The 12,666-nt window shown below is 65.6% G+C and carries 8 protein-coding genes; 4 read left to right on the forward strand and 4 right to left on the reverse strand.

The window, feature by feature from the left end; all coding sequences use genetic code 11:
* Positions 1-382: 382 nt before the first annotated feature.
* The 3 genes from ACQPYR_RS19225 to ACQPYR_RS19235 are packed head-to-tail and all read right to left on the reverse strand — an operon-like array spanning position 383 to position 4,334.
* Positions 383-1,810, reverse strand: a complete 1,428-nt coding sequence (locus ACQPYR_RS19225) for an aspartate ammonia-lyase (RefSeq protein WP_433634078.1) — start codon at positions 1,808-1,810, stop codon at positions 383-385.
* Positions 1,811-1,821: 11 nt separating this feature from the next.
* The gene (locus tag ACQPYR_RS19230) at positions 1,822-2,874 is read right to left on the reverse strand and encodes an asparaginase domain-containing protein (RefSeq protein WP_433634080.1); all 1,053 of its coding nucleotides are present in this window, start codon (positions 2,872-2,874) and stop codon (positions 1,822-1,824) included.
* The gene (locus ACQPYR_RS19235) at positions 2,871-4,334 is read right to left on the reverse strand and encodes an amino acid permease (RefSeq protein WP_433634082.1); all 1,464 of its coding nucleotides are present in this window, start codon (positions 4,332-4,334) and stop codon (positions 2,871-2,873) included. Before ACQPYR_RS19235 ends, ACQPYR_RS19230 begins: the two co-directional genes overlap by 4 nt.
* 111 nt (positions 4,335-4,445) lie before the next feature.
* Here ACQPYR_RS19235 and ACQPYR_RS19240 point away from each other — a divergent pair, with 111 nt between their 5' ends.
* Complete coding sequence (locus tag ACQPYR_RS19240; RefSeq protein ID WP_433634084.1) at positions 4,446-5,123, forward strand: FadR/GntR family transcriptional regulator; 678 nt, start codon at positions 4,446-4,448, stop codon at positions 5,121-5,123.
* Between the two features lie 5 nt (positions 5,124-5,128).
* On the opposite strand, the gene ACQPYR_RS19245 is transcribed toward ACQPYR_RS19240, so the two are convergent.
* Entirely contained in the window at positions 5,129-6,364 is a 1,236-nt protein-coding gene (locus ACQPYR_RS19245) for a PucR family transcriptional regulator (protein WP_433634086.1), read from the reverse strand.
* 243 nt (positions 6,365-6,607) lie between these two features.
* On the opposite strand from ACQPYR_RS19245, the gene ACQPYR_RS19250 reads away from it, so the two are divergent.
* The 3 genes from ACQPYR_RS19250 (at position 6,608) to ACQPYR_RS19260 (ending at position 12,666) form a co-directional block, all read left to right on the forward strand.
* Positions 6,608-7,753 (forward strand): esterase/lipase family protein, encoded by a 1,146-nt coding sequence (locus ACQPYR_RS19250; RefSeq protein WP_433634088.1) that lies wholly within the window; start codon positions 6,608-6,610, stop codon positions 7,751-7,753.
* Positions 7,754-9,418: 1,665 nt separating this feature from the next.
* Complete coding sequence (locus tag ACQPYR_RS19255) at positions 9,419-11,089, forward strand: hypothetical protein (protein WP_433634090.1); 1,671 nt, start codon at positions 9,419-9,421, stop codon at positions 11,087-11,089.
* Between the two features lie 155 nt (positions 11,090-11,244).
* The gene (locus ACQPYR_RS19260; protein ID WP_433634092.1) at positions 11,245-12,666 is read left to right on the forward strand and encodes an MFS transporter; all 1,422 of its coding nucleotides are present in this window, start codon (positions 11,245-11,247) and stop codon (positions 12,664-12,666) included.

Consider the following 12,666-nt stretch of genomic DNA (forward strand, 5'->3'; position numbering starts at 1 on the left):
GCATCGAGCGAACTTCATCGCGTGGAGCAAGGCACCATCGGGGCGAGAAGGTCGACTACCGTGCAGCGACACTCACAAGGAATGCGGCGATTCAGTGCGCGCCTTGGCCTCTGGGATCGGCACCGGGGCCACACACGAGAAGTTTTCGACCTGCCCGGCGACACAGTGTGCCGCCGGGCAGGTTCCTTCCCCGTTCGCTGCGCAAACGCCGCCACGTCGCACAGCGCTGCCATGCTAGCCCAACCGGCCCGCAGATCTATGTCGCCACGCCGACGTTGGCGTGTTCGGCGTGTTCGAAGCCGATGCGTGCACGTCGATGCACGAGGCCGCCCGACGACCGAGGCATAAAGCACCGTGTCGCAGTGGAGCGCGACCGCGGTAACTACTGCGCCGCAGCGGGTTCGGTCGCCGGGGCCGGCAGTCCGGCGAGTCGGTGCGGCGCGAGTAGGGATTTCACGGTTGCGGCGGGCAGCAGACCGAGTTCGATGGCGACTTCCTCGACGGGGCGGCCGGTGTGCAAGGCCTGCTTGGCGATTCGGGCGCTGGCGGCATAGCCGATGTGGGGAGTGAGGGCGGTGACGATGCCGATGGAGCTGCGGACACCCTGTTCCAGATGGTCGCGGTGCGGGGTGATGCCAGCGACGCATCTGGTTGCCAGGGCCTCGATGGCGGCGGTGAGGTGGGCGGTGGTGCGGAGCAGGCTGTAGGCGATGATCGGCTCGAAGGCGTTGAGCTGGAGCTGGCCCGCCTCGGCGGCCATGGTGACGGTCATATCATTGCCCACAGCCGCGAATGCGACCTGATTGACGACCTCCGGGATAACCGGATTGACCTTGCCTGGCATGATCGATGATCCGGCTTGCATTGGGGGAAGCGAGATTTCACCCAGACCGGTCGTCGGTCCCGAGGACATGAGCCGCAGGTCGTTGCAGATCTTGGACAGTTTGACCGCGACGCGCTTGATGATGCCGGAGACCTGTACGAACGCGCCGCAGTCCTGGGTGGCTTCGATGAGGTCGGTGGCCGAGGTCACCGGAATCCGAGTGATTTCGGCGAGATGGGTGCAGGCCAGCGCCGGATAATCCGGGTGGCCGTTGATCCCGGTGCCGATCGCGGTGCCACCGAGATTGCATTCGCGCAGCAGTGCGGTGCCCTCGTCGAGGCGGGCGCAGTCCTCGCGCACCATGATCGCGAAGGTGCCGAACTCCTGCCCGAGCGTCATGGGTACGGCATCCTGGAGCTGGGTGCGGCCCATCTTGATGATGTCGGCGAATTCGATTGCCTTGCTGTCGAATTCGACCGCCAGCCGACCGAGTGCGGCGACCAGATCGTGGATGTGGTGCACGATGGCGAGTTTCACCGCGGTCGGGTAGACGTCGTTGGTGGACTGGCCCAGATTCACATGGTCGAGCGGGTCCAGTTCGGTGTAGCTGCCGCGTTCGTGGCCGAGCAACTCCAGCGCCCGGTTGGCGATGACCTCATTGGCATTCATATTCGTCGAGGTACCGGCCCCGCCCTGGATGGGATCGATGGGGAACTGGTCGTGCAGTGCACCACCGCGGATCTCGTCGCAGGTCGCGTCGATAACGTCGGCACGGCGCGAATCGAGCAGGCCGAGGTCCCGGTTGGCGCGGCAGGCGGCCTGTTTGACCGCGGCGAGCGCGGTGATCAGGGCCGGGTAATTGCCGATGCGGTCGCCCGTAATGGCGAAATTGTCCAGCGCACGGGCGGTGTGGACGCCCCAGTAGGCCTCGCGCGGCACCGCGCGGGTGCCGAGGGAATCGCGTTCGGTACGAGTGCTTTCGGTCATCGAATTCCTGTTCAGTTGGATGTGTGCGGGAGCGGCTGTGTCGCGGGGTGATTCGAGAGTTCGCCGAGCAGGTTCGTCGTCATCCACCGGCGCAGCTCGCTACCGGACAGGCCGAGGTCGACCAGGTAGCCGAGCTTCGCGAGTGCGGCCTCCCTGGTCATATCGCCGCCACCGATGGCACCGGCAGCGCGCATGGCCCGGCCCGGTTGGTAGCGGTCGAGATCGACTGTGCCGCTGTCACAGTGGGTGATGACGACTACCGGCGTTCCCCGAGCGGTGGCCGCGCGGATCGCCTCGACCGTTGCCGAACCGTGCAGTGGCAGCGTGCCTGTGCCGTAGCACTCGAGTACCAGCCCGTCCTGGTAGTGGCGCAGTGCCGTATCGAGGAGGTCCGGATGCATTCCGGGAAAGACGGTGAACAGGCCGACGGGTGGGCTGTCGCTGCGTGGTCGCGGCTCGGGCAGTCGCGGTGGTGCGGGCGGCGGTGTGCATTCCCGGACCGTGGTGAATCCGTCGTAGTCATCGCAGGCGCGTTTACTGGCCCGCACGGCCGGATGCAGCGACTCGCCGAAGGCGATTGACGTTCCCGGAACGGTATGGGTGGCAATGCTGTTCAGCGCAAGCGTCAGGTTGCTCCGCGCGTCGCTACCGGGCAGGCCTAGCGGGATCTGCGCTCCTGTCAGCACGACGGGCACCTCGATATCGCGCAGCTCGAATGCCATCCGAGCGCCTACATAAGCCATCGTATCGGTGCCGTGCACAACGACGACTCCATCCGGTTGCCGCTCCGCTATACCGGAGCGGACGCGTGCGGCGATCCGGCAGCCGGTATCGGGCCCGGCGTCGGCACTATCGATGACCTGCTCGAGTTCGGTGTAGTCGAACCGAACCGCGATGCCGTACTCGCACTCGAATCGTGCAATGGTGTCTGCGATTTCGCTGCCGAGTCCTCGGCGAGGCCGCAGTCCGTCACCGTGGTCGGCCATCCCGAATGTGCCACCGGTGTAGAGGATGTCGACACTGATCTGCGAAAGGCGGTGCGGCACCGTCGCGATCGAAGTCACGAGTGCTCCGCTCCGGCTTCCGGCATCGGAGCGAGCACGTCCGGATCCAGTCGACCTCGCACTCGGAACCAACCCACCACCATCGCCGCGACGACCAGCAGGAATGCCGCCAGCGTGATGCGCCCGATCTCGTCGTCGAAGAACATCAGCAGAATGACGGCGAGTAGGAAGCCGAGGGTGAGGATATTGAGCACCGGTGCGAAGGGCAGCCGGAAGGCGGGCCTGCGGTATCGCCCCTGCTCGGCTCGGCGCACGAAGATCCAGTGGCAGATCATGATCGATGCCCAGGTGCCGACGATGCCGAGTCCGGCCAGATTCAGCACGATCTCGAAGGCCTTTTGCGGCATGACCAGATTGAGCACCACGCCCGCGATACCGACCACGCTCGTGATCAGAATGCCGCCGTACGGTGCGCCATTGCGGTTCATGCGCTGGGCGAAACGTGGTGCGGTACCGGCCACCGCCATCGATCGCAGGGTGCGACCGGTCGCGTAGAGACCGGCATTCAGGCTCGACATCGCGGCGGTGAGCACCACCAGATTCATGACGTCGGCGGCGTGCGGGATGCCGATCGAACTCATCACCGTGACGAACGGACTTTGACTGGGGGAGTAGGCCGTCCACGGCAGCAGCAGTGTGAACAGGACGACCGAGCCCGCGTAGAACAGGATGATCCGCCACATGATGGAGTTCACCGCGCGCGGCACCACGAGCCGAGGATTGTCTGCTTCACCCGCTGCGACGCCGATCATCTCGGTGCCGCCGAAGGCGAACACCACACCGAGGGCGATGGTGAGCATGGGCGCAAGGCCGCGGGGGAACAGTCCGCCGTGATCGGTGATCGTCGAGATGCCGGGGTCGTGCCCGCCGACCGAAGTGCCGGTGACGATGAATCCGATGGCCAGCACCATGAATACGACGATGGTCCCGACCTTGACCAGGGCGAACCAGAATTCGAGCTCGCCGAACAGTCGCACCGACATCACATTGAGCGCGACGACGACCGTCAGAGCGATGAGCGCCAGCACCCACTGCGGCACGGGCACGAAGAACGACCAGAAATGCGCGTAGAGCGCGACCGCCGTGATGTCGGCGACGAGGGTCGTCGACCAGTTCAGGAAGTACAGCCAGCCCACCGAATACGCGCCGCGCTCACCGAGGAATTCGCGGGCATAGGACACGAACGCCCCGGACGAAGGCCGGTACATCACCAGTTCGCCGAGTGCGCGTACGACCATGAACGTGAAGATTCCGCACACGATGTAGACGAGGGCGAGGGACGGTCCGGCGAGCGACATCCGACCGCTGGCGCCGAGGAACAACCCGGTGCCGATCGATCCGCCGATCGCGATCATCTGCATATGGCGCTTGCGTAGCCGTTTCTGGTAGCCGAGGTCCCCGATATCGATCCGCGGTGCGGGCGTGGTGGCGGCGGTCGACTGTTGGTCGTGATGTTGCATCGAAAACCTTCCGTGGGCCGGATCCAGCCCCGAAGAAGTAAGGCTGTCAGGCTGTAAGACAGGTTGACTGTAATGGGGGTCACAGCGGCTGTCAATGCCATACTTGGTCGCGTGACGGTCGAGGAAGGGTACGTGCAGCGCATCGGCGCCACCGAAGCGGTCTTTCGTCGGCTGAAGAGCCTCATCCAGAGCGAGGATTACGCGGTGGGCGATCGGCTGCCGGCGGAGTTGGCGCTGGCCAAGCAGTTCGGGGTGAGTCGGCCGGTGGTCCGCGAGGCGCTACATGCCTGCGCCATCCTCGGACTCACCGAAACCCACACCGGCCGAGGCACTTTCATCGTCTCCAAGAACGCCGATACCCAGCCGACCTTCGCGGGTGTCGGTGCCGGTGATCTGATCGAGGCGCGCAGGCTCGTCGAAATACCGGCCGCCGGATTCGCCGCCGAGCGCCGCACGCCGGAACAGGTGCGGCAGCTGTTCGAGATCCTGGACAAACTGGCGGCGGCCCCGGACGCACACGAATGGGTGCGCTACGACGGCGAATTGCATACCGCAATCGCGGCCGCGAGCGGCAATACGATGCTGACCGCCATGGTCGCCGACACCCGCCGCGCGTTGGATCTGCAATCGGAGTTCTTGAACCTGACTCAGGACCGCCGCACCGATTCCGACCGCGAGCACGAGGCCATCGTGCGGGCCATCGAGGCCGGTGCGCCGGAAGCCGCGCGTGCGGCGATGACCGATCACCTCGAGCGAGTCGCCGAAACGGTCGCCCGCATCGGCGCCTGAGCGGCCTACCGTCGCGGTTCGGGCGGCTGGTGTGTGCGCTGGATCGTGAGTGATGCGGCGAGCAGGCGTGAGTTGTTCGGATCGGCGGGATCGACACCGGTGAGTTCGGCGATGCGGCGCAGTCGATAGCTGAAGGTGTTGGGGTGCACATGAAGTCGTGCCGCCGCGGCTTTGCGGTCGGAGCCGTAGCGCAGGTGTGCCTCCAACGCCTCCAGAAGATGGGGGTTGCTCAGCAGTGGCGTGATCCGCTCGGCCAGCCGGTCGCGGGCGTGGCCCGGTCGGGTGAGTTGGTATTCGAGCAGCAGATCATCGAGTCGGTAGGTTCCGGTCGGGCGGCCGAGCAGGCGTGCGAGCGTTGCGAGTTCGGCGACTTCCGCGGCGGCATCGGGCAGTTCGGCGCGCGGGACCGCCGGGCATTCGGCCAGATGTGCCGACGCGCCGAATTGTTCGGCGAGCTCGGCCGCCAGCGCGGCGTAACGGGTCGACTCTGGTTCCTCGGAATACCTTGGGAGCAGGGCGATTCCGGTGGACCCGTCGAAAGTTACCAGGGCGGTGCCGTTGCTGATCGTGTCCAGGGTGCGGTGCAGGATCCGTATCCGTCGCCGGGCCAGTAGATCGGCGACGGAGGTGGGCTGGTCGTCGGAATCGATATGGATACCGAGCACCGTGTAGCGGTCGCTGAGCGGGGTGTCGGCGCGGGCGGCCTGTTCATCGGCGGGTTGGCCGCGCAGTAGTGCCGAGCACAGTTCGCGGCGGGCTTCCCGCTCGGCGTTGTAGATGGATTGCTCGACCGCCGTGTAGGTCTCGACGACGATGATATTGATGTGCTTGAGCAGATCGAGCAGGCGGGAGCCGACCTGGACCAGGTCGGCCATTTCTTCGGGCGTCGCGAGTGCGGCGGCCTCGGCGAGCACCGATTGCGCCGAACCGTGGATTGCTTCGATCAGGATCGACAGCGGAAAGCGGTCTTCGGCATGCCGCTCGGCGACCGGTGCCACGAAGGTCGCGACCTCGGCTCCGGTGAATTCGCGGTCTTCGCCGATGGCGTGCAGTACGGCGCGGCCGCAGGCATAGATGGCGGGCAGCACCTCCGCGGTGAAATGGCCCTCGGGCAGATCGGTCGCGGGCGGCGTCGCGCCGAGGCCCTCGGCGAGCATGCGCTCGGAGATCTGCGGCCATCGGGTCAGTAGCCGGGTCACCAATGGAGCGTCTCGGATGGCCGAGGTCGTAGCGATTGCCATGCGCCGATTGTTGCCGACGACAGTGGCCCGTTCAACGTTTCGGTTTTATCAACCAGAACTTTGTCATCGACGACAAACCCGCGCGGACTTTATTCGTCATGGCGTGTAGTGACGTCAGCTAATGACCGTTCTAGATTTCGAATACCGCGTAATCACGATGGCGGCCATCACATTTCGTGCGATTTGTGACCTGTGGCATAGCGACCGGCGTGGGGCGGAACCGATCGGAATGGGAAGTACGAAATGTTTGCAATGAAGCAACGCGGCTGTCGCGCCTTCGCGGGTGCCGCCCTCATCGCTGGACTGTCCGTGGCGCATGGGCTCGGAATCGGTGCGGCGGGCGCGGAGCCCGCCGAATCCGATCAGCAATTCCTCGTCGAACAGATCAACGCGGGACTGGCCCCGGCTCCGGACGGGCGACAGCCACAGGCCATCGTGGATACCGGAAGTGGATCGGGCTGGGCGAAGAGCATCGCCTCCAATACCGTCGGTGAGGGGCCCGAAACGACCACGGCTCTCGCGGCTTTCGCGTACGGCCTCGCGCACCCGGATGTCGCGCCAGCGGGTGCGAACCGGTGGGACTGCACGCCGAGTGCCGAGCATCCGAACCCGGTGGTTTTGCTGCACGGGACCTGGCTCAACGCATTCGACACTTTTGCCTATCTCTCGCCGCAGTTGGCGCGGGCGGGATTCTGTGTGTTCGCCTTCAATTTCGGGCGATCGGGGCTGATGGAGGGCGGTGGGATCGGGGCGGTGCTCCCCGGTCGCTACGGGGTCGGTCCGATGGCCGAATCCTCTCGCCAGCTGGCGGATTTCGTGGATCGGGTGCGCGCCGCCACGGGCGCGGAGAAGGTCGACATCGTCGGCCATTCACAGGGTGGGACGGTGGCGAATCAGTATCTGAAATTCGACGGGGGCGCAGATAAGGTCGGCAAGCTGGTCACTTTCGGTGCCACCCACCACGGCACGTCGTTGATGGGCATCGCGTTGCTGGGGCGGGCCATCAATAACCTCGGTGTGAATATCCTCGGCTTCTACGAACCGATCGTCGGGCTGTCGAATATCGAACAGGCGGTGGGGTCTTCGTTCTATGCGCGGCTCAACGCGAACGGCGATACCGTGCCCGGTGTCGATTACACGGTCGTCGGGTCGCGGTACGACGAGGTCACCAACCCCTATAACTGGACATTCCTGCAGGCCGGGCCGGATGCCGCGGTCGACAACATCACGCTGCAGGACGGCTGCGAACAGGATCTGTCCGACCACCTGACCATGATGTATTCACCGCGTTCGGCTTCCATCGCGCTCGAGGCCCTGGATCCCGCGCACCATTCGAATTTGGACTGCAGCTTCAACCCATGGTTGATCGGAGGTGGCGGCGCCCTCTGAGTTCGACCGATGAACCCTGCCCGAACCCCCCGAGCCGGGCAAGGTGTGCACTTCCCACTCTCGGGAGGTTTGACGACCTGAGTGAAAATTGACTGTGCCACTGTCCGTACTCGGGTCCATACGAATCGGACCGTGGTTACGGGTCAGCACACCCGGTTGCACCTGACCGCGGTAACGACACAGCAGGAGACCTCGGTGATGCAGCGGGCGCGGTTCGATCCGGGCGAACTGCGGGCGATGGTGACGAGGCTGGAGCGCCTCATCGCCGAAGCCAACCGAACCGTCGTCGAACTGAAGGCCGCGATCGAATTCGCGGAGGTGGAGTCGGTCGCGGTGTCCGACGAGGCGCGTTCGGATGCGGCATCCGTGGAGGTGTATTCGGATGCGGCATCCGTGGAGGTGCAGTCGGTCGCCGCACCTGTTGCGGTGCATTCGAATGTTCCGCCTGTTGCGGTGCATTCGGACGGTCCGCCTGCTGCGGTGCGTACGGATTTCGCAACTGCGGCAATGCGGTCGGAAACCGCCTCAGGTCGACCGACGACAGACCAACCCACAGCAAGTCGGCACCGCCCACTCGTGCGCGAGCCCGCACCAACTCCGTGGTCCCGTCGGACAGTGGACACCCCGTGGTCGCAACGCACCGTCCGTCCGCGCCCGGCGAGACCGAAAGCACCCGCCGAACCCCCCACATCCCCTGCACCGGAACCGATCCCACTCGCAGCCCCAGCCGCACCGATAATCCAGCGAACCCCGCCCCGACAACCCACCGCGGTCCACACGGGCCGCGAGCCCGCCGTATCGGCACCGACTGGTTCACTGCGTGAGACCGCGGACCCGGAAGCGATTCGACCGTCCACGGATGTCCAAGCGCCGAAGATAGTTTCGCCACCGGTGAATATCCGGCAGCCAGATCCTCTGCCGCCGTCGGCGAATGTCGCCGAGCCCGTCGCGGTGGCAGTGCCGGTGGATGTCGGGGCACACCCGACTCCACCTCTGCCCGTCGATGTCCGAGAACCTGTGACGGCCCGACCGCAGCCTGTGGATGTTGGCGAGCCGGACCCAACGTCGCAGCTGCTGAATGCCGCCGAGCCCGCGGCGCTACCGGCAGACGTTCGGGAGCCGCAAGCAGGTCCGCGGCCGACCGATATTTCGGAACCCGAGACGGCACGCCCGCCGATGGACGCCGGGGCGCCCGACCAGGTGCCGGCGCCGGCTGATGTCGCGGAGGCGCTATCGGAAGATGATCGCGAGTTCGAGCCGGCGCTGCTACCGGCCGAGGTTGCGGAGCCAGCGGCGGAGGCACTACTGCCGGAGGATGTTCGCGAACCCGAGACTCTGTCGCTTTTGGTGGGTGTTTCGGAACCCGAGTCGATACCCGCGCCAGTGGACGACATCGAGGCACCTGCGGCTGTGCCATTCCTGGTGGAGTCGGTGTCCGCTGGCGCGGCGTCACCGGGAGATATCCGGGAACCGGAAGCCGTGTCGGCACCGAGTGGTCCGCTTGGCGAGACCGCGAACCCGGCGGCGATTCGACCGTCGGCGGAAGTTCAAGCGCCGGAGGTAGTTTCGCCGGCCGGTGATGTTCGGCCGTCGGATCCTCTGCCGCCGACGATGGATATCGCGGAACTTGTACCGATCAAGGTCGCAGAACGCCCGGCTCCACCTGTGTCGGTCGACGTTTCGGATCCCGAGTCGATACCCGCGCCGGTGGACGACATCGAGGCACCTGCGGCTGTGCCGTTCCGGGCGGATGCTGCCGAGCCCGCGGGGGTGGCGCTGCCGACGGATGTTCAGGACCCGGGGGCGGTGTTGTTGTCGGCTGGTGTTGTGGAGGCTGCGGGGGTGGCGCTGCCGACGGATGTTCAGGACCCCGGGTCGGTGTTGTTGCAGGCTGATGTCGTGGAGGCTGCGGGGGTGGCGCTGCCGACGGATGTTCACGACCTCGGGTCGGTGTTGTTGTCGGCTGATGTCGTGGAGGCTGCGGGGGCGCTGCCGACGGATGTTCAGGACCCGGGGTCGGCGTTGTTGCAGGCTGATGTCGTGGAGCCAGCGGCGGAGGTACTGCCGCAGGATATTCGCGAACCCGAGGCTATATCGCTTCGGGTGGACGTCAGTGGGGCGGATGAGGTGCCGCTACCAGCTGACGTTTCAGTTCCCGAGTCGGGACGCGCGCCGGTGGAAATCGAGGCACCCGGGGCGGTGTCGTTGCCAGCAGGTGTTCGGGAGCATGAGGCGCGGCCGCTACCGGCCTATATCTCCGAGCCCGAGATGGCACGCCCGCGGGTGGATTTTGCAGCGCCCGAGATGGTCCCGTTGTCAGCGGTTTCTGCCGGGCCTGCGGAAGGGGCGTTACCGGCGGATGTCCGGGGGCTGGAGGCAGTGCCGGTACCGGCGGACGTTCAGCAGCCCGACGTGGCATCGTTGCCGGTCTATGGGCAAGAGCCGGGGTCGGTTCCGTTGCCGGTCTATGGGCAAGAGCCGGGGTCGGTTCCGTTGCCGGTCTATGGGCAAGAGCCGGGGTCGGTTCCGTTGCCGGTCTACGGGCAAGAACCCGAGTCGGTACCGCTGCCGATCTACATGGGTGAGCCCGGGGTGGTGTGGCCACCTGCGGAGGAGTTGAAGCCGGAGACTGTGCCGCTGCCGGTCTATGTCGAGACGTCCGAGGCGGTACGGCTTCCGACCTATCCTGACATCGAGATGCCGTGCTCCCGTGCGGGTTCCGTCGATTCGGCGAAGCCGACGACCGCTGTCGAGTTGGCGGCGCAGCACGGTCTGGACATCGTCGGGTTCGATGGGCCGAATGTCGATAAGTATGTTGTCGGGGAGGTGACGGCAGCGGTGGATGACATGCTCACCAGATATCCGATCGCCTTGCGCGGCATACGGATTACCGACCCGAACGATAGCGCGCCCGCTGCGCATGGGCCGTCTCCGGCATTGCCGCAATCGGATGCGTCGGCGATTTGGATGGTGCTCGATGGCGGTGCATTGGCGACCTTGGTCCCGGCCACCGGGAGTGCGCAGCCGCGTAGGTGGTTGCGGCGGCGGCGCCACGCCGACAGGCCGGTGTACGCAGCGGTCGTGCGTGAGTTCGGTTGTGCGCTCGATGTCGCGGGGGACTTTCGGGCCCGGCACGAGGCGCAGCGCCGACTGATCACCGAATCACTGCGTGGCAGTGCGGATCTCACCTACAACCCGCTGGATCCGAGCCCCGCCCTGCTCGATGCGTTCACCGATGTCGCGCTGCACGGGGATCGGGCGGGGAAGTTGGCGAAGGAGTTGCACGACATGCTGGTGAAGATGGCGCGAGCCGAGTCGACCGACCTGTCGGCGTGATCAGGGCCAGGCGTGCATCTCGACTTGGGCTGGTTCACAAGACGGGTGATCGTTGGCTTGTGTGTTGACGGAGTCTTGGTCGCCGACCCTCGGTAGCCACCGGATTGTTCGTTACCGTCAGCGCGTTCGATTGCCCGCGTTCGGGAGGATCAGCGGTGACGGAGATCGGAGCACAACGATCCGACGAGCGGGCGGGCGGTGAATTCGGCGCGTGGCTCGCCTTCACCGGCTGCCTCATCGCGGTATTCATGCAGATGATCGACGTGACCATCGTCAACACCGCACTGCCGAATCTCACCGCAGACCTGCGGGCCGCGCAATCAGCGCAGGTGCTGGTTGTCTCCGGCTATTCGCTGGCCTTCGCGTGCACCCTGCCGACCGCGGCGCGCATCGGCGCGATCTTCGGCCGCCGCACTGTATTCCTGGTATCGGTCACGGCGTTCACCGCGGCCTCGGTCTGGTGCGGGATATCCTCCAGCGCAATCGAATTGGTAATCGCAAGGATTGGACAGGGGGTCGCGGGTGCCGGGATGGCGGCACAGACCATTGCCATCCTCATCGCAAGCTTCCCACCGAATCGACATCAACAGGTCTTCGCGCTCTACGGTGCGAGCGCCGGATTCGCCGGCATGCTCGGGCCGATCCTAGGCGGTGCGCTGGTCACCGCCGATATCGGCGGACTCGGTTGGCATTCGATATTCCTGATGAACCTGCCCATCGGTGTGCTCGCCTTGGTTCTCGGCTTCAAATATCTGCACCTCGGCAGGCCGCTGGAACGCGATCGCCTCGACCTGGGCGGCGTGGCATTGTCCACCGTGAGCCTGTTCGCCTTACTCGCCGCTCTCGCGGATATTCAGCAGAATGGTTGGCGGCCACGGCCGTTCGGCGTTATCGCCGCGGCCTTCGCGCTGGGCGCGGTGTTCTTCGGCTACGAGCGCCGGCTGGTCCGGCGCGGCGGCAGTCCGCTGGTGCGTCTGGATCTGTTCGCCGATCGCGGCTTCGCGATCGGTGCGGCGCTGGTGGCGAGTTTCTTCGGCCTGTTCACCGCATTCGTCTTCACTGTATCGATCACCCTGCAGGACGAATTGCATTGGTCCGCACTGCGCACCGGTGTGGCGATGACACCATTCGCACTGGGCGCGGGCACCGGCGCCCTTGCCTCGATGTCGCTGGTAAAGCGTTGGGGGGTAAGAGCCCTCGCATTCGGCATTGCGATGTATGGCTGCTGCGTGGCGATCGGCGCGGCATATCTGCGGCTCACCGCGGGCGAGGTGAATCTCGCGTTGGCGCTCGGCCCGGTCTTCATCGCCGGATTCGGGGTCGGCCTGTTCGGTGTGCAAGTGCAACCGCTGATGCTGGCGGGCTTGGAGCAGCGCCAAATGGCCGAAGCATCCGGGCAACTGCCCACCATCGAGCAGATCGGCAATGCGGTCGGGCTCGCACTGCTGAGCGTCGTGTTCTTCCGCACCCATACTCTGCACGGCAGCATTGTCATGCTGATGGCCATCGCGGTCATCGCCATCGCCATGGCGGTGCCGACTCTGGCGTTGCCCGCACCGTCGCAGGAACCCACATAG

It is taken from the genome of Nocardia sp. CA-120079 (assembly GCF_050955745.1).
GTDB lineage: Bacteria > Actinomycetota > Actinomycetes > Mycobacteriales > Mycobacteriaceae > Nocardia.

What these genes read in the sequence shown, in the direction of transcription:
- ACQPYR_RS19250 (WP_433634088.1), top strand. Translation starts at nt 6,608, where the DNA reads ATGTTTGCAATGAAGCAACGCGGCTGTCGCGCCTTCGCGGGTGCCGCC.
- ACQPYR_RS19225 (WP_433634078.1), bottom strand. Translation starts at nt 1,810, where the DNA reads ATGACCGAAAGCACTCGTACCGAACGCGATTCCCTCGGCACCCGCGCG.
- ACQPYR_RS19245 (WP_433634086.1), bottom strand. Translation starts at nt 6,364, where the DNA reads ATGGCAATCGCTACGACCTCGGCCATCCGAGACGCTCCATTGGTGACC.
- ACQPYR_RS19235 (WP_433634082.1), bottom strand. Translation starts at nt 4,334, where the DNA reads ATGCAACATCACGACCAACAGTCGACCGCCGCCACCACGCCCGCACCG.